Origin of the sequence: Pseudarthrobacter sp. H2 (assembly GCF_050157045.1) — a bacterium.
GTDB lineage: Bacteria > Actinomycetota > Actinomycetes > Actinomycetales > Micrococcaceae > Arthrobacter.
Genome location: NZ_CP189594.1, coordinates 1024232 through 1040324, shown reverse-complemented (window position 1 = coordinate 1040324; position 16093 = coordinate 1024232). Strand labels below are relative to the sequence as shown.

General features: G+C 68.7%; 14 protein-coding genes and 1 pseudogene. 9 read left to right on the top strand and 6 right to left on the bottom strand.

The features are described from left to right. Window positions 1-61: 61 nt before the first annotated feature. Window positions 62-646 (top strand): DoxX family protein, encoded by a 585-nt coding sequence (locus ACQCSZ_RS04860; protein WP_427006949.1) that lies wholly within the window; start codon window positions 62-64, stop codon window positions 644-646. Window positions 647-684: 38 nt separating this feature from the next. Here the strand turns inward: ACQCSZ_RS04860 and ACQCSZ_RS04855 are convergent, their stop codons facing one another. From ACQCSZ_RS04855 to ACQCSZ_RS04830, 6 genes are all read right to left on the bottom strand, one after another. Next, window positions 685-2472 carry a DEAD/DEAH box helicase gene (locus ACQCSZ_RS04855; RefSeq protein WP_427006948.1) on the bottom strand — a complete coding sequence of 596 codons (1788 nt, stop codon included), beginning with the start codon at window positions 2470-2472 and terminating at the stop codon, window positions 685-687. A gap of 264 nt (window positions 2473-2736) precedes the next feature. Further along, window positions 2737-3060 carry a DUF3039 domain-containing protein gene (locus ACQCSZ_RS04850; protein ID WP_427008254.1) on the bottom strand — a complete coding sequence of 108 codons (324 nt, stop codon included), beginning with the start codon at window positions 3058-3060 and terminating at the stop codon, window positions 2737-2739. 297 nt (window positions 3061-3357) lie between these two features. Next, window positions 3358-4140: a glucosamine-6-phosphate deaminase gene (gene nagB / locus ACQCSZ_RS04845; protein WP_427006947.1), complete on the bottom strand. Its 783-nt coding sequence runs from the start codon at window positions 4138-4140 to the stop codon at window positions 3358-3360. A gap of 145 nt (window positions 4141-4285) precedes the next feature. Beyond that, a complete protein-coding gene (locus tag ACQCSZ_RS04840) occupies window positions 4286-5386 on the bottom strand; it encodes an NADH:flavin oxidoreductase/NADH oxidase (protein WP_427006946.1) in 1101 nt (366 codons plus the stop codon). Beyond that, a complete protein-coding gene (locus ACQCSZ_RS04835; protein WP_427006945.1) occupies window positions 5386-6417 on the bottom strand; it encodes a co-chaperone YbbN in 1032 nt (343 codons plus the stop codon). The genes ACQCSZ_RS04840 and ACQCSZ_RS04835 overlap by 1 nt, the downstream gene beginning before the upstream one ends. A 70-nt stretch (window positions 6418-6487) precedes the next feature. After that, window positions 6488-8242, bottom strand: coding sequence for a hypothetical protein (locus ACQCSZ_RS04830; protein WP_427006944.1), 1755 nt, complete (start codon window positions 8240-8242; stop codon window positions 6488-6490). 264 nt (window positions 8243-8506) lie between these two features. Here ACQCSZ_RS04830 and ACQCSZ_RS04825 point away from each other — a divergent pair, with 264 nt between their 5' ends. From ACQCSZ_RS04825 to ACQCSZ_RS04790, 8 genes and pseudogenes are all read left to right on the top strand, one after another. Further along, window positions 8507-9745 (top strand): AI-2E family transporter, encoded by a 1239-nt coding sequence (locus tag ACQCSZ_RS04825; protein WP_427006943.1) that lies wholly within the window; start codon window positions 8507-8509, stop codon window positions 9743-9745. Between the two features lie 136 nt (window positions 9746-9881). Then, window positions 9882-9986, top strand: a pseudogene (locus ACQCSZ_RS04820) (ACR3 family arsenite efflux transporter); the annotation flags it as partial. A 15-nt stretch (window positions 9987-10001) separates the two neighbouring features. Further along, complete coding sequence (locus tag ACQCSZ_RS04815) at window positions 10002-10424, top strand: arsenate reductase ArsC (RefSeq protein ID WP_427006942.1); 423 nt, start codon at window positions 10002-10004, stop codon at window positions 10422-10424. A gap of 28 nt (window positions 10425-10452) precedes the next feature. Then, window positions 10453-11445, top strand: a complete 993-nt coding sequence (gene trxB / locus ACQCSZ_RS04810; RefSeq protein WP_427006941.1) for a thioredoxin-disulfide reductase — start codon at window positions 10453-10455, stop codon at window positions 11443-11445. A gap of 92 nt (window positions 11446-11537) precedes the next feature. Further along, window positions 11538-12857 carry an FAD-dependent oxidoreductase gene (locus ACQCSZ_RS04805; protein ID WP_427006940.1) on the top strand — a complete coding sequence of 440 codons (1320 nt, stop codon included), beginning with the start codon at window positions 11538-11540 and terminating at the stop codon, window positions 12855-12857. Between the two features lie 104 nt (window positions 12858-12961). Then, on the top strand, window positions 12962-13384 hold the full coding sequence (locus ACQCSZ_RS04800; protein WP_427006939.1) for a low molecular weight phosphatase family protein: 423 nt from the start codon (window positions 12962-12964) through the stop codon (window positions 13382-13384). A gap of 2 nt (window positions 13385-13386) precedes the next feature. Then, window positions 13387-13863, top strand: a complete 477-nt coding sequence (locus ACQCSZ_RS04795; RefSeq protein ID WP_427006938.1) for a universal stress protein — start codon at window positions 13387-13389, stop codon at window positions 13861-13863. A 693-nt stretch (window positions 13864-14556) separates the two neighbouring features. After that, window positions 14557-15678 carry an IS110 family transposase gene (locus ACQCSZ_RS04790; RefSeq protein WP_427006937.1) on the top strand — a complete coding sequence of 374 codons (1122 nt, stop codon included), beginning with the start codon at window positions 14557-14559 and terminating at the stop codon, window positions 15676-15678. The last annotated feature ends 415 nt before the right edge of the window (window positions 15679-16093 follow it).

Below are 16093 nucleotides of genomic sequence, written 5' to 3'. Positions count from 1 at the left end.
ATCATGCTGGACAGAGAGAGCCAGCCAGTGCAGCGGCGCGGCTAACCCAAGGAGGACTCCAATGAGCCATGCAACGACCAGGCCTGTGGCTGCTGCCGCCGCGCAGACCCTTTTCCGGGTCGCCCTCGGAGGCGTACTCATCGCCCACGGATCCCAAAAACTCTTCGGCTGGTTCGGCGGAGGAGGGATCGAAGGCACCAGCAAGGGCATGCACGCCATGGGCTTCCGCCCCGCAAAACCCAGCGCCATACTCGCCGGCGTGGGTGAAGCTGGAGCGGGTTTTGCCCTCGCCCTGGGGCTGGCCACTCCGGCCGCCGGCGCCGCCGCCGCAACCACGATGGGTGTCGCGGCGAGCGTCCACGCTCCCAACGGCTTCTTCGCCACAGAGGGCGGCCTCGAGTACCCGGCGGTGCTGGGCCTGGCCGCAGCCTCGTTCACCCTTGGAGGGCCCGGACTCTTCTCCCTGGATGCGCTCACCGGTCATGTCCTGGACCGGCCATGGATGCGGGCGGTCGCTTTAGCCGTGGTCCCCGCAGCAATCGGGGTCCAGGTCTACCGCCGGCGTAAAACCCTGACCAATGACAGGATTGCACCGGCTTCCGGCACCGCGGTGGACGACGGCTCAGCCAATCCCGGCACGCCCTGACCTGCCCGTAGCTCCGGCCATGGAACGGCCGGGACCAGCTACTTCCGGCCGATGAACCAGTCCTGGAGCTTCCGCAGGCGCGTCTGCAGCTGCTCCTCGTTGGCCTGCGCCACGGCCGGGCCGCCGCAGACCGTCCGGAGCTTGGTGTGGACGACCCCGTGCGGGGTGCCGGTGCGCGCGGACCAGGCCGCAACGTTCTTGGCCAGTTCGGTGCGCAGGTCCATCAGCATCCGGTGGTCAGGCACGGCTGGCACCGGGGCAGCGGCAACAGGCTGCGTGCCACGCGCGTTCTTCCGGTTCAGCTGCTCGTGCTGGCGCTGGCGCAGCAGCGTGCCGACCTGGTCGGCGTCGAGCAGGCCGGGGATTCCGAGGAAGTCGAGCTCATCCTCCGAGCCGACCTCGCCGCCGGTGCCGAACTCGCCGCCGTCGAACAATACGCGGTCAAAGGACGCCTGGGAATCGAGCGCCTCGAACTTGCCCTTGGTGAGCGAATCGGAGGCTTTCTCCTCGCGGTTCGCCTCGTCCATGAGCGAGTCCTCGGGGTTGAAAAGGCCGTCGCCGTCTCCGTCCTTGTCGGGCCGGTCCAGCGCGTGGTCCCGCTCGGCCTCCATCGAGTTGGCCAGCGCCATCAGCTGAGGAACGGAGGGCAGGAAGACCGACGCCGTCTCGCCTCGCTTCCGGGCCCGGACGAAGCGGCCAACGGCTTGGGCGAAGAACAGCGGCGTGGCGATGGAGGTCGCATAGACCCCGACGGAGAGCCGCGGAACGTCCACGCCTTCGGAGACCATCCGGACGGCCACCATCCAGCGCTTCTCGCTGGCGGTGAATTCCTCGATCTTGCTGGAGGCCTTGGCGTCATCGGACAGGATGACGGTGGGCGATTCCCCGGTGATTTTCTTCAGCTGCCCGGCGTAGGCCCTGGCGTCCTCATGGTCTGTGGCGATCACGAGCCCGCCGGCGTCCGGGACGCTGCGGCGCACCTCGCTGAGCCGTTTGTCCGCCCCGGCCAGCACGGCCGGGATCCACTCGCCGGCAGGGTTGAGCGCCGTGCGCCAGGCATGGGCGGTGATGTCCTTGGTGACCGCGGATTCGCCGAGCGACGCGGCCATTTCCTCCCCGCCGCTCGTGCGCCAGCGCATCTGGCCGGAGTAGGCCATGAACATGACCGGGCGGACCACGTGGTCGCGCAGCGCCTTGCCGTAGCCGTAGGTGTAGTCGGCCTTGGAGCGCCGGATGCCGTCGCGGTCCTCGGCGTATTCCACAAACGGGATCGGCGAGGTGTCCGAGCGGAACGGCGTGCCCGTCAGGGACAGCCGGCGGGCGGCCGGTTCGAAGGCCTCGCGGAGCCCGTCGCCCCAGGACAGGGCCTCGCCGCCGTGGTGGATTTCGTCCAGGATGACGAGGGTGCGGGCGGCCTCGGTCTTGGCCCGGTGCAGCATGGGCTTGCTGGCGACCTGCGCATAGGTGACCGCGACGCCGATGAAGCCGCGGCCGTGCTGGCCGTCGGCGTTCTTGAAGTTCGGGTCGATGGCGATGCCGACCTTGGCTGCCGCATCGGCCCACTGGCGTTTCAGGTGGTCCGTGGGCGCTACGATCGTGACCCGCTTCACGGCGCCGGAATCGATCAGCATGGACGCCACCCGCAGCGCGAAAGTCGTCTTGCCGGCGCCCGGCGTAGCGACGGCGAGGAAATCCTTGGGGTGGGTGCTGAAGTAGCTGTCCAGTGCTTCCTGCTGCCAGGCGCGGAGCTTGGGCGCGGTGCCCCAGGCGGCCCGCTCGGGATAGGCCGGGGGAAGCGTCGGGCCGCCAAAGAGTGTCTCTGTCACTTAGGTCCCTTCCATTCCGCGCATGGCTGCGGCTGACGGAGAAACCCAACGAAGCACAAAAACACCTATCTTTTCGGATGAAACGGACAGCAGGTAGCGGGCGACGGGCCCAGCCTGGCCGCCAGGAGGCACAACAATGCCCGGTGGCTGGTGGAAAGCGGGGAGCCGTGGACGGGCGCAGCGCGGACCTACCGGCAACGCCGTGCTGCTACATCACGGTGCTGCTAAATCACGGTGCTGCTGCGTGACGCTGCCGGGTGCCGCCTACTTGTCGCCGGAGCCGCCGCCGTCTTTGCCGGGGCGGAGTCCGTCGTAGACTTCCTTGCATTCCGGGCAGACAGGGAACTTCTTCGGGTCTCGGCCGGGCGTCCAGACCTTGCCGCAGAGGGCAATCACAGGCTCGCCGGACAGCGCCGATTCCATGATCTTTTCCTTGCGCACATAGTGCGAGAATCGCTCCCGGTCGCCGGGTTCCACTTCCTGGCGCAGTTCCTCGCGCTCGATCGTGGCAGTCGACGTCCCGGCTCCGGAGAGCTCACGCATCGGGTCGTTTTCGAGGGGATCGGTCATGCTGGTCATGCCACCCATCTTAGCCGCTGCGACGGACAGGGCCACGACAGCGGTTTCTACAGGGTGGAGTCACATGACTTAATGGACGCTTCTGTCCCATGACCCCGCAGACACCCTGTCCCGGGACCCCGTGGACTCCGGGGGCGGTGTTTGCTGCCGCGCAGGAGCAATCCCGACCCGGATATCAGGATCCGCCATGCCATGGCCACCTGGCCCGGGCCTCCCGCGCGGGGCGGGTTGCGCGTCATCAGCCACACCAGACGGGAACAGTCCACGAAGTCCTAAGACATGACACGGCGGTTTCTACAGGGTGTCCTACAGGCCCTCCCACGGAGGCTTGTTGTCATAGCTGTGGCGGTAATAGTCGGCGAGCCGGAGCGAGGACGCAGCAGCCTCGTCCAGCAGGATCGTGGCGTGCGGATGCAGCTGCAGCACCGAGGCGGCGCAGATGGCGGCGACCGGGCCCTCGACCAGGTCCCGGACGGCCTGCGCCTTCTGGGCGCCGGTGGCAAGGAGGATCACATGCCGGGCGTCCAGGATGGTTCCCAGCCCCTGCGTGAGCGCGTGGCGGGGGACCTCGGCCAGGCTTCGGAAAAACCGGGCATTGTCCCGGCGTGTCTGCTCGACCAGCGTCGTGATCCGGGTCCGGGAGGCGAGGGAGGAACCGGGCTCATTGAAACCGATATGGCCGTCCGTGCCGATGCCCAGGAGCTGCAGGTCCACTCCCCCGGCGGCACGGATGGCATCCTCATAAGCCTGGCAGGCCGCGGGGATGTCGGCTGCCGTGCCGTCGGGTCCGTGGACGTTGGCCGGGCCGATGTCCACCCGCCCCGTGAACACGCGCCGGATGACCTCGCGGTAGGACTCGGGGTGGCCGGCCGGGAGCCCCACGTATTCATCGAGCGCGAAGGCACGCGCCAGGCTGAAGTCCAGGCCGCGCTGCTCATGCCGCAGCACCAGCTCGTCATAGACGGGCAGCGGCGAGGAACCTGTGGCCAGCCCCAGGACGGCGTCGGGCTTGCGACGGAGCAGGGCTTCAACCGCGTCGGCCGCCAGGGAGGCGATTGCCTTGCTGCCCGGAAGGATGACGACTTCCATGATCCCTGCCTTTGCTGTGTGCCGTGACGTTCTGTGCCGTCACGTTATGCCGCGACGTGCGGAGCCCGCGGGCCGCCGGGTGCGGTGCGGGCCGTGCGTCTTACTGGCAGGCTATCGCAGCGAGCCGGTCCTGTCCCGGGCGGCCTTAGAACGAGTGGCGCGGGACGGCCCGCTCGTACTGCGGCGGCCACGCCAGCTCGTGTCCGAGTTCAAAGGCGGCCCGCAGCCACCAGTGCGGATCGCGCAGTGCGGCACGGGCGATGAACACGCCGTCCGCCTGGCCGGTCGCCACGGCGTGTTCGGCCTGGCCCGCCGAGGTCAGCAGGCCGACGGTACCGGTCCGGACGCCGGTTTCCCGCCGGATCCGCGCGGCGAAGCCGGTCTGGTAGCCCGGTCCGACCGGGATCTGCTGGTGCGCCACGGCGCCTCCGCTGGAGACATCCAGCAGGTCCACCCCGTGCTCCGAGGCCGCACGCGCCAGCCGGACCGAGGCCTCGACGTCGATCCCGCCCTCGGCCCAGTCCGAGGCGGAGATCCGCAGCAGCAGCGGCATGGAGTCGGGAATGACGTTCCGGACGGCGTCCACGACGGCGAGCGTCAGCCGGTTCCGTCCGGATTCGTCCCCGCCCCAGCCGTCGGTCCGGTCATTGACCAGCGGGCTCTGGAACTGGTGCAGCAGGTAGCCATGGGCGCCATGGATTTCAACGGTGTCGAATCCGGCGTCGACAGCGCGGACCGCGGCGGCGGCGAAATCGGCGATCACGGCGTCGATGTCCTCCACCGTCATGGCCGACGGGGCGGCGTAGCCGTCAAAAGCGCCGGTGCCGGGGCCCACGGTGCCCCAGCCGCCGTCGGACGCCGGCACGGAGCCGTGCTTTCCGGAGAACGGCCAGTAGGAGGACGCCTTCCGGCCGGCGTGGGCCAGCTGGGTGCCGATCTTCGTCCCGGCGGTGCCGTGGCGGTGGACGAAGGAGGTGATGCGTTCCCAGCCGGCCGCCTGCTCGTCGTTGTAGAGGCCCGCGTCCAGCGGGCTGATCCGGCCCCCGGGGTTGACGGCGGCCGCTTCCGTGACGATGAGGGCCGCTCCCCCGGTGGCGAACGAGCCCAGGTGCATGAGGTGCCAGTCGTTCGGGACCCCTTCTCCGGTCTCGGGTCCGCAGCTGTACTGGCACATCGGCGATACCCAGCCGCGGTGCTGCAGCCGCAGGGACCGCAACTCCAGCGGCTTGAAGAGGGCAGAGCCCATCAGAAGAGGACCCGGGCGAGGTTCTGGCGTGCCTTGGCGACGCGCGGATCCGCGGTGCCCACGACGTCGAAGAGTTCCAGCAGCCGGACCCGGGCAGTTTCCCGCTCCGGGCCGAAGTTCCTGCCGATGAACGCGACAACCCGGCCCAGGCCGTCCTCGACATGCCCGCCCGCGACGTCGAGGTCGGCGACGCCTAGCTGGGCGTCGAGGTTGTCCGGCTCGTCGGCGGCTTTCTGGCGCAGCTCTTCGGTGTCCGCGGCGGAGAGCGGCTGGAGCCGGCCCATGAGCTCCACCTGGGCCAGCCCGGCCTTGGCATCGGCGTCGGCCGGCATCTCGTTCAGGGCCTGCCGGTAGGCCGCGGCAGCCGCCGCGTAGTCGCCGGCTTCGATGGCGTCGAACGCGGCCTGGTGCAGGGGCGGAAGCGGCGGGAGGGCCGCTTCGGCCGCCCCCTCGGAACTGCCGGGGCCGCCGGCGCCGATCCGTCCGGTCACGCCGTTCGCGGCGGCGACCTTCAGCAGTTCATCGAGCAGGCTGCGGACCTGCTGCTCCTCGGCGCCGCCCTGGAACAGAGGCACCGGCTGGCCCTTCACGAGGGCGACGGCGGTGGGCACGGCCTGCACCGCGAACGCCTGCGCCAGCTGCGGGAAGGCTTCGATGTCGGCGGCGCCGAGGACCAGCCGGCCGTCGTAGCTGTCCACGATCTGCTCGAGGGACTCCACGAGCTGGCCGGAGCCCGGCGAATAGGCCGCCCAGAGGGCGATCACCACGGGCACGGTGCCCGAGAGCTCCACGAGCTCCTGGAAGTTGGCCTCGGTGACGTCCACGCGCAGCGGATGTCCGTGCGCCGCGGGTTCGGCTCCCGCGGCGGGGGCACCACCGGCGGTGGCACCACCGGCGGGGGCACCACCGGCCGGATCACCGGCCGACGGCGGCGCCGGACGCTGTTTCAGGGAGGACAGATCGACGGCGCCGCGCAGGTTATGCGGGTTGGCGGCAGCTGGCGGGACCGGGCGGGAAGCTGGCGAAGTCATAGCTCCACTCTAGCCACACCGGCCCCTGCCGGTGCTATCTGGAACAGCTCCCGCCACTGTTTGAACGCCGCTACTTGAAGCTGGCCCCGACCAGGCCGCGGGTGGCCGCCACCAGTTTCATCGGGTCCGTGGACCCGGTCGGCGGGATGTAGACGGCCACGGACTCGGCGAAGGTCAGCACCATGCCGGTGCCCGTCTCCTTGCCGCCGGCCAGGGCAGCCGCGTCGTCACCGATGGTCAGCTTGTCGCCGGGGGCCTTGGGGGTGCCGTCGAACGCGAAGTTCAGGCGTCCCAGGGCCAGCGCCCCGCCGTCGGCCGTGCGGAACACCACGGTGTTCTCCGGAACCGGCTTGTGCGTGAACGAGAAGGTCCCGTTCACACCGGTGCTGACGGCGTCGGCCTGGTACGCCAGGGTGTCGGCAATGTACGGGGAGGACGCGCCCTCCACGAGCTTGTCCTTGAAGCCGGAGTCGGCAGAGGTCAGGCGGTCGCCCAGCCCGGCGAGTGCTTCCTCACCGCTGTAGGTCAGCCCGGACTTGGCGGAAGGGGCCAGCGTCTCGATGCCGCCCCGGGCGATGCCGGGGAACGTCGTCCCCGGCTGCAGCGGCGTGGTGCCCACGAGCTTGTAGTTCTCGCGGGGGGAAGCCTGGGTCAGGGTGAGCAGCTGCGGAACAACGTTGCCCTCGCCCTGCGTGACGGCCAGGACCGAACGCGGCCAGCTCCGTTGCTGGGTGACGACGGTGGTCAGGAGTTTCGTGGCGCGCACCGGCATCCGGGCCCCGTAGGAGCCGACCTGGGAACGGATCTTGTAGTTCTGCGTGCGCACTTCGAGTTCGGTCTGCCCCACGCGCGGCTGGAGCTTGCTTGCGTCCTTGGCTGCGTCGCCGGCATCGACGGCGCCGGAAACCTGTTCCAGGATGCGGCGGAACTGCGCGTCCAGCAGCACGGGGGCGTGCGGGGCCTTGTCCGCTGCAGCGGTGGAGGAGGTGCTCGGCGAGGGCGACGGCGTCTGGCCGGCCTGTGCCGCCACGCCCGTTCCGGTGACGGCGGCGGCCGTCAGCACTCCGATGACACCGACGACGCCGGGCCGGCGCAGCCGCCCGGTGCTCCGCCCGGGGGCGTTCCGCTCGGCGGCGGTGGTATCCGTCGGCTTGGCCGCGGCCGGCGGGGCGCCGGCCGAATCCCTGGCGCCGGCGAAAACCCTGGCACCCGGGCCGGACCCGGGCTTGAGGACCAGCAGAGCGGCGCCGGCCAGGATGAGCAGTCCGCCGACCATCATGAACGGAACCGCCCACGGGGTGGAGGTGTCATTGGGGAAGGTCATGGTGATCGACGCCGGAGCCGGCTTGGTGCCGTCCGCCGCCAGCAGCAGCGACCAGTCACCGTCGGCGGGCGCGGTCCATGAATAGTTCAGCTCGCCGCTGGCATTTTCGGCGGACACCCACAGATCCGAGCCCGCGGGCGAAGGCGCCGTGGCCTCGCCGTCCGTGTGCGTCAGCTGCAGCGCCTTGCCGTCGTCCGAGACTCCGGAGACGGTGTTGTGGGCGGTCTTGTCCACCCACGCATTGACGTCATCCGGCCGGCCGGCGGCGAGCAGGAAGCTGCCTTCGCCCTTGACGTTGATCTTCACAGTGCCGCCGTGCAGCGTGCGCAGCTTCTGGTCGAAAACGGTCAACGGGGCAGCCTTGGCGTCGGCCGGCGCGGTGGCCGTGAAGCTCTCGGCCGGCGCCCAGAACGTCTTCTGGCCGATCCCGGCCAGGAGTGTCAGGAGGCCGAGCAGCACGAGTGCAACTGCAGTCTTGAAACGCAAAATATTACCTATCATCAGCGGGCACTTAGCTCTAATAGTAACCGTTTTGTTACCGGCGGGTCGGATCGGCGCCGTGGCCGGCCTCTTCCGCCGGGGCCACGGACGCTGCCGGAACCGCGAGCTAACAAGCCTGCTGATAGTGTTTGCGGTGATCATCACACTCGGCCCGCGACCGCGGCGCCACGGAGGGTAACCACAGGACAAAGGGCTTTCGACGCAGTGACAGAACACACGGATTCGTCCCGCTCCGGACAGGAAACACACCAGGAATCCGGTGGGATGGAGCGCCGCCCGCAGAAGCCGCTTTCCAGCCAGCGGGCGGCCGTGGCCGGAGCGCTGACAGCGATGGCCCGCCGGCTGCGCCAGCCCCTCCCTGGCGCGCAGCCGCGGCTGCGCTTCGAGATGCCGCCGGACTATGAGGCGCCGGCCGGAACAGCGGAGGGCGATTCCGAGGCCCGCTTCGGCGATCCCGGGCCGCGCATGTCCGCCAAGCACCCCCTCTATGTCGGCTTCATGGGAACGGTCGGCGTCGGCGTAGCGCTGCTGCTCTACTGGATCGGCTCCAACACAACCCAGCTGCTCCTCTGGATCGTGGCGGCCCTCTTCATCGCCCTGGGCCTGGACCCGGTGGTGCGCTGGCTGGAAAGCAAGAGGTTCCCCCGTGCCGCAGGGATCGTCGTGGCCGTCTCCACCCTGACGCTGGCCGTGGCGGGGTTCTTTGCCACCCTGATTCCCACGATCGTGCAGCAGGTGACGCAGATCGTGGAGCAGGCGCCGCGCTGGATCCAGGACTTCATCGACTCGGACTTCTTCCGCAGCCTCGACAGCCAGTTCGGTGTGCGGGACCGCCTGACCCAGGAGCTCGAAAAATTCGTCAACAATCCGGCGGCGATAGGCGGTATTTTCGGCGGCGTCCTCGGATTCGGTTCCACCGTGGCCAACGGACTGTTCGGCGCGCTGATCGTGCTGGTGCTGAGCCTGTACTTCCTGGCCGCGATCCCGGCGATGAAGAAATGGGGCTACCGCCTCGCCCCGAGGTCCCGCCGTGCCCGGGTCGAGGCGCTGTCCGAGGAAATCACCGCCTCGGTCGGCAACTACGTCATCGGCCAGGCCGTCGTCGCACTGCTGAACGCGACCTTCGCCTTCATCGTGATGTCGATCGTCGGCGTTCCGTTTGCGGTGCTGCTGGCCTTCATCGTCGCCCTGCTCGCGTTCATTCCGCTCGTCGGCGGAATGATTGCCGGGGTGATCGCGACCCTGATCGCGCTCAGCGCCGGCTGGCAGACGGCCGTCGTGTATGCCATCTGCTACTTCGCCTACCTGCAGTTCGAGGCCTACTTCATCTCGCCGCGCGTCATGCAGAAGGCCGTCGCGGTGCCCGGTGCGGTGGCTGTCATCTCAGTCATCGCCGGCGGCAGCGTGCTCGGCGTGCTGGGCGCCCTGATTGCCATCCCCACCGCGGCGGCGGTCCTGCTGCTGGTCAAGGAGATCTTCATCGTCCGCCAGGACAGCCACTGACCGTGGGCTTCTGAACGACGCAGGGCCCGGCACGCGCCGAGCCCTGCGTGTTTCCTCGGGCGTCGCACCTGACGCCGGGCGGTTCCTGTCCGGTCACAGGCTTGCCAGGAGCCCGGCCGTCCGTTCGAGGGCGCCCGGCGTCGTGGGCCCCTTGATCGAAGTCCCCGTTCTTGTTGCACTGGTTTATGTCGCCCTTGGGGCGCGCCAGCGCTACTTCACCAACATGCCCGTTCCCGCCTGACCCAGGAAAAACATCATGACCACCGAAACCGCCAGGAAGCCCTCCGTCCTGTTCGTCTGCGTCCACAACGCCGGCCGCTCCCAGATGGCCGCGGCGTTCCTCACCACCCTCTCCCAGGGCGGGATCGAGGTCCGCTCCGCCGGCTCCCAGCCCGCGGACAAGGTCAACCCGGCCGCCGTCGAGGCCATGGCCGAGCTTGGCATCGACATGTCCGCCGAAATCCCGAAGGTCCTCACCGCCGGGGCCGTGAAGGAATCCGATGTGGTGATCACCATGGGCTGCGGCGACGAATGCCCCTACTTCCCGGGCAAGCGCTACGAGGACTGGGTCCTGGCAGATCCCGCCGGGCAGGGCGTGGACGCCGTCCGCCCCATCCGCGACGAGATCAGGGGCCGCATCGAGGAACTCATCGCGTCCCTCACCCCCGCCGTCAAGTAACACCCGTACCGAGCACCGGGAGAGAATCGTGAGCGCTGACACCCGAAACACCGAACAGCTGATCATCATCGGGTCCGGCCCTGCCGGCTACACCGCGGCGATCTACGCCGCCCGGGCAGGTCTTAAGCCCCTCGTCCTCGCCGGTGCGGTCACCGCGGGAGGTGCCCTGATGAACACCACCGAGGTGGAGAACTTCCCCGGCTTCCCCGCCGGCATCCAGGGACCGGAGCTCATGGACGGGCTGCAGCAGCAGGCCGAGAAGTTCGGCGCCCAGGTGGTGTTCGACGACGTCACGGAAGTGACGCTGGCCGGGCACCTGAAGCGTGTGGTCACCGGCGGCGGCGCCACCCACGAGGCGCCCGCGGTCATCCTGGCCACCGGCTCGGCCTACAAGGAGCTCGGCCTGCCGGAGGAAAAGAAGTTCAGCGGCCACGGCGTGTCCTGGTGCGCCACCTGCGACGGGTTCTTCTTCCGCGAGCAGGACATCATCGTCGTCGGCGGCGGGGACTCCGCCATGGAGGAAGCCACCTTCCTGACCCGCTTCGGGAAGTCCGTCACCGTCGTCGTCCGCAAGGGCGAACTGCGGGCCTCCCGGATCATGGCCCAGCGCGCTAAGGACAACCCCAAGATCCGCTTCGCCTGGAACTCGGCCATCACCGCCATCCACGGCGACGGCAAGGTCACCGGCGTCACCCTGAAGGACACCATCACCGGTGAAACCCGCGAACAGGCCGCCACCGGCATCTTCGTTGCCATCGGACATGTCCCGCGCACCGAACTGCTGACGGGGCAGGTCGAGCTGGACGCCGACGGCTACATCAAGGTCGACTCGCCCACCACCGTCACCAACCTCACCGGCGTCTTTGCCTGCGGCGACGCCGTGGACCACCGCTACCGCCAGGCCATCACCGCCGCCGGCACCGGCTGCGCCGCCGCGCTCGACGCCGAACGCTACCTCGCCGCACTGGACGACGCCGACAGCATCGCCACCGCCCTGGTCGAGGAACCCACCCACGCCTGACCCCGAAGGGAGAGGGGGTGAGCTGAATGACGACAGGATGCTGCAGTGACCCCGGTTGCTGCGACGACTGCCCGGATGAAACAGAGGAGACCATGGATTCAGCGAAGAACCTTCCCCTTGCCGTGATCGGCGCCGGCCCGGTGGGGCTGGCCGCCGCGGCACACCTGATCGAACGCGGTCTCGAACCGTTGATCTTCGAAGCCGGTCCCTCCGCGGGTGCCGCGATCGAGCAGTGGCGCCACATCCGGCTCTTTTCACCGTGGCGGTTCAACATCGACGCCGCCGCCGTCCGCCTGCTCGAAGCCGACGGATGGAAATCGCCCCGGCCCACGGCCCTTCCCTCCGGCGGGGAACTGGTCGACAACTATCTGGCCCCGCTGGCCGCACTTCCGGCCATCAGCTCGCAGCTGCAGACCGGCGCCAGGGTCATCGCCGTGACCCGCGCCGGCATGGACAAGACCCACACCCGCAACCGCGACACCATACCGTTCGTCGTCCGGGTCGAGCACGAGGACGGGGAGACCCGCGACCACACCGTGGCTGGGGTCATCGACGCCTCCGGCACGTGGTCCATCCGAAACCCGCTGGGCACCTCCGGGCTGCCGGCCATCGGCGAAGACTCCGCCACGGACCGGATCTCCTCGCCGCTGCCGGACGTCACCGGCCGTGACCGTGCCTCGTTCGCCGGACGCCGTGTCCTGGCCGTCGGCGCCGGCCACTCCGCCGCCAACACCCTGATCAGCCTCGCCGACCTGGCCAAGGAAGAACCGGACACCCGGATCCTCTGGGCCGTCCGCGGCCAGCTCGGTGCCCGCCTGCGCCGCCTCGTCGAGGCAGGAACCATTGAACTGCACACCGGCTTCGGCATCGCCTCCCTCAAAGCACTGGATTCCGGCGTGACCGTCAGAGCCGTTGACGGACGCACCTTGGACGCCGACGTCGTGGTCCCCTGCACCGGCTTCCGGCCCGACCTGGACATCCTGCGCGAACTCCGGTTGGACCTGGACCCGGCCGTGGAAGCACCCCGGGAGCTGGGCCCACTGATCGACCCTGAATTCCACTCCTGCGGCACCGTCCCGCCGCACGGCGCCCGGCTGCTGGCCCACCCGGACCAGGACTTCTACATCGTCGGCATGAAGTCCTACGGCAGGGCGCCGACCTTCCTGCTCGCCACCGGCTACGAACAGGTCCGCTCCGTCGTCGCCGCCCGGTCCGGTGACCGCGAAGCGGCCGACACCGTCCAGCTCGAACTCCCCGAAACCGGCGTCTGCTCCTCCGACGCCGGCACCAGCTGCGACGTCCCGGCAGCCGCCGCCGTCGCAACAGAATCCTCTTGCTGCGCCGCTCCCGAGCCGGTGCTCGTCGGATTCCCCACCGGACTGTCCCACGGCCGCTCCGGCGGCAATAACTGAACGCAACCCTTCCACAGGACGGGGACCTGACTGACCCGGCAGGACCACCCGTTGAGGCCGTCACTGCCAAGCAAGCCCGATTCAGACAAGGAAGAATCAAACGCATGACCGAGAGCACGAAAACCCCCAGCGTCCTGTTCGTCTGCAGCAAGAACGGCGGAAAGTCCCAGCTCGCCGCCGGACTCATGAACCAACTGGCTAACGGCACCGTCGCCGTTCACTCCGCCGGGACCAAACCCGGTACATCGCTGAACACGCAGTCCGTGGAGTCCCTGGCCGAACTCGGCATCGATATCACAGGCGGGCACCCCAAGCCGATTACCGACGAAGTACTGGACGCGGTCGATGTCGTCCTCGTCCTGGGCAACGAAGCAAAAGTCGAACCCCGCGAGGGCAAGCTGTTCGAGGTCTGGGCGACAGACGAGCCCTCCGACCGCGGCATCGAAGGCATGGAACGCATGCGCCTGGTCCGGGACGACATCCAGGCCCGGGTCCGGAAGCTGTATGCGGAGCTCACCGGGAACTAAGCATGACCGCTGGGGGATGGCCCGACGGGCCGATTGTGCTCGGGGTCGGGTGGAGGTTTTCCGAGCGTCTGGTCCGGACGGCCGCTGACCTCGCGGACGCCCTGGGACGGCACCTCGTGTGTGCCTTCGTGGATCCAGCCAGCTACCTCACGGAGTGGGAGCCGGACGGCACGCGGACGGCTCGTTCACTGGACCCAACCGTCAACGAAGAAGCTGACTTCCCATCCGGGCAAATGCTGCTCAGCCTTGAAATCCTTCTTGGGCAGCCAGGAGAGAGATGGTCCTTCCGCGTGCTGAACGGTGAAGTCTCCCAGGCTCTCGCCCGTCTGGCGGAGAGCACGGGCGCATCATTGCTCGTCGTGGGCGCCGAACGGCCTGGAGCCCTCGCCTGGATGGACAGGCTCCTTGAAGGATCGGTTTCAGCGTCCCTGCTCTCCCGCCAGGAGTGGCCGGTCCTCATTGTCGCGGGTGGAGGCTGACGGCGGCATTCTCACGGAGATCGCAGAACCACGCGACTCCGTCAAACAACTGGGTAGGTTCGCTCGTTCGTCGGGGTTCGGATCCAGGCGGTGGGGTCGGCCAGATGGCGACCGCACGCGCCTTCCCAGGCCCCGGGCCTCCCCCGGCCTCTTCGCGCCGGGAGGACATGCCCAGCCTTGGCGCCCGGGACCGGGCATAACCGTCCATCCGCCGGCCCCGGCTCGGGGCATGTCCTTGTCCGGGGGCACGCCTGGTGGCTCCGCTGGTGGATCGGGCCACTCCGCCGGGAGGACATGTCCAGTGCTCGCGCCCGGGACCGGGCATCACCGTCCATCCGCCGACCCCGGCGGGGGGCATGTCCTGTCCAGTGGGCATTTTGGTTTAGACGATATGAGGTGGGGGTGGTTGGGTTTCCTGCCCCGTCCGGGGCGGCCATTGTCGCCGGGCGGTCCCGCGGCGCCGGCTTGATGCTGGTGGGTTTCCGTCGTCCCGGAGGTGGCGCCGCGGGGCCTATGGCCCGGCGGGGATGGCCTTGTATCCGGACGGGCAGGGGCTGCGGTCACCGTTGGCGAGGGGCCGGGGCCTTCTGTTTCACAGCGTCCGTGGGTTGCCAGTGAACAACCTCCTGGCCCCGGAGGCCCTCGGAGAGTTGCATTGGTAGTGCCACATGTGAGTTTTGGGAGGTCCCGGTTATGTTTCAGCATACGTTTATTGGGTTGGATGTTCACGCGGCGTCTGTTGTCGGCTGCGCGCTGGTCCCGGATACCGGGGAACTGGTCCGGATGCAGATGGATTCGGACCCGGCGGTCGTTTTGGATTGGGTCCGCCGCTTCGAGCCGCCGGTGAAGGCCGTGTACGAGTCGGGCCCGACCGGGTATGTCCTGGCCCGGTTCCTGCGGGAGGCCGGCGTTGACTGCGTGGTGGCGGCGTCCTCAAAGCTGCTGCGGGCACCGGGAGACAGGATTAAAACGGACAAGCGGGACGCCCGGCTTTTGGCGGAAATGCTCGCCCTGGGCCAAGTCACGCAAGTGCAGGTCCCGACGCGGGAGCAGGAGGACCTGCGGGACTTGTCCCGGCTGCGGGCCACGGCCGCGAAGAACCTCGCCCATGCCCGCCAGCATGTCAACGCGATCCTGCTCCGCCACGGAATCAGGTACCAGGAGAAGACCAAATGGACGAAGGAGCACGGGGCCTGGCTACACCGGCAGCACTTCGACTCCCCGGTACTCCAATTCACCTACGAAGCCGACGTGGAGCAGGCCGAACTGCTGGCAGCGCACCTCAAGCGCATCGACCAGCGCGTCGCGGCGGTCGCCAAGGACTGCCGGTACACCCCGGTGATCGACGCGTTGATGTGCCTGCGCGGCATCCAGGTCACGACCGGGTTCGGGCTCGCCGTGGAAATCGGCGACTGGACCCGGTTCACCGGCTCGTCGATCGGCTCCTACCTGGGGCTGGTGCCCAGTCAGCAGTCCTCGGGCCAATCCCGGCACCAGGGACCGATCACGAAAGCCGGCAGCAAATACGCCCGCAAACTCCTCATCGAGGCTGCCTGGCAGCATCAGCGCCCCTACTCCCGGCCCGGGGAACGGCTGCTGCGCCAGCTGGACCTCGTCGCCCCGGCCACCCGGATCCGCGCCCTGGAAGGCAACCACCGGCTCCACCACAAATGGGAAGTATTCGAAGCCCGCAAGAAAAGGTCCGTCACGGCCAACACCGCGATCGCCAGGGAACTCGCCGGCTGGTGCTGGTCCCTGGCCGCGCCCCTCCAGCAAGGCGAACACGGGCAGGGGGGCCGCATGAACGCGGCGTAAAGAACGTGCCCTCCGGATGCGTGGCGGGCGTGACGTGGCAGCACTTTGGGGCCAACTCGAGACGCGACTATGAGCACACGGCCCATGCCGTTGACGCTCGATTTTAGACAGCGATACGTCCCAGCCGAACAATCGTCATGCGGTAACCAACCCGCGCATATCAGCCTGACACTGCAGTCGAATACAAGACTCGCCAGCACGACCGCCACACCCGGACGGCACCCCAACCAGCGGCCCCCACCAAAGAAGTTGGGAGCCGCTCACCACTGCCCCTTGACAAACCTACCCACATATCAGCCGCCGCGTCACGCTGCCGGTGCGTGCTCGTGGCTGCCCAGGCGTAGCAGGTAGTCGTTGCGGCCGGTGGAGGTATTCCGGTCGAAGGGTCCCGGTGGCTTTGTAGCGTTTCTGGAAG

Excerpts from the sequence above, each read along its gene's own strand:
- ACQCSZ_RS04860 (WP_427006949.1), top strand. The coding sequence starts at position 62 with ATGAGCCATGCAACGACCAGGCCTGTGGCTGCTGCCGCCGCGCAGACC.
- ACQCSZ_RS04850 (WP_427008254.1), bottom strand. The coding sequence starts at position 3,060 with ATGGGTGGCATGACCAGCATGACCGATCCCCTCGAAAACGACCCGATG.
- nagB (WP_427006947.1), bottom strand. The coding sequence starts at position 4,140 with ATGGAAGTCGTCATCCTTCCGGGCAGCAAGGCAATCGCCTCCCTGGCG.
- ACQCSZ_RS04840 (WP_427006946.1), bottom strand. The coding sequence starts at position 5,386 with ATGGGCTCTGCCCTCTTCAAGCCGCTGGAGTTGCGGTCCCTGCGGCTG.
- ACQCSZ_RS04835 (WP_427006945.1), bottom strand. The coding sequence starts at position 6,417 with ATGACTTCGCCAGCTTCCCGCCCGGTCCCGCCAGCTGCCGCCAACCCG.
- ACQCSZ_RS04830 (WP_427006944.1), bottom strand. The coding sequence starts at position 8,242 with ATGATAGGTAATATTTTGCGTTTCAAGACTGCAGTTGCACTCGTGCTG.
- ACQCSZ_RS04825 (WP_427006943.1), top strand. The coding sequence starts at position 8,507 with ATGGAGCGCCGCCCGCAGAAGCCGCTTTCCAGCCAGCGGGCGGCCGTG.
- ACQCSZ_RS04815 (WP_427006942.1), top strand. The coding sequence starts at position 10,002 with ATGACCACCGAAACCGCCAGGAAGCCCTCCGTCCTGTTCGTCTGCGTC.
- ACQCSZ_RS04805 (WP_427006940.1), top strand. The coding sequence starts at position 11,538 with ATGGATTCAGCGAAGAACCTTCCCCTTGCCGTGATCGGCGCCGGCCCG.
- ACQCSZ_RS04800 (WP_427006939.1), top strand. The coding sequence starts at position 12,962 with ATGACCGAGAGCACGAAAACCCCCAGCGTCCTGTTCGTCTGCAGCAAG.
- ACQCSZ_RS04795 (WP_427006938.1), top strand. The coding sequence starts at position 13,387 with ATGACCGCTGGGGGATGGCCCGACGGGCCGATTGTGCTCGGGGTCGGG.
- ACQCSZ_RS04790 (WP_427006937.1), top strand. The coding sequence starts at position 14,557 with ATGTTTCAGCATACGTTTATTGGGTTGGATGTTCACGCGGCGTCTGTT.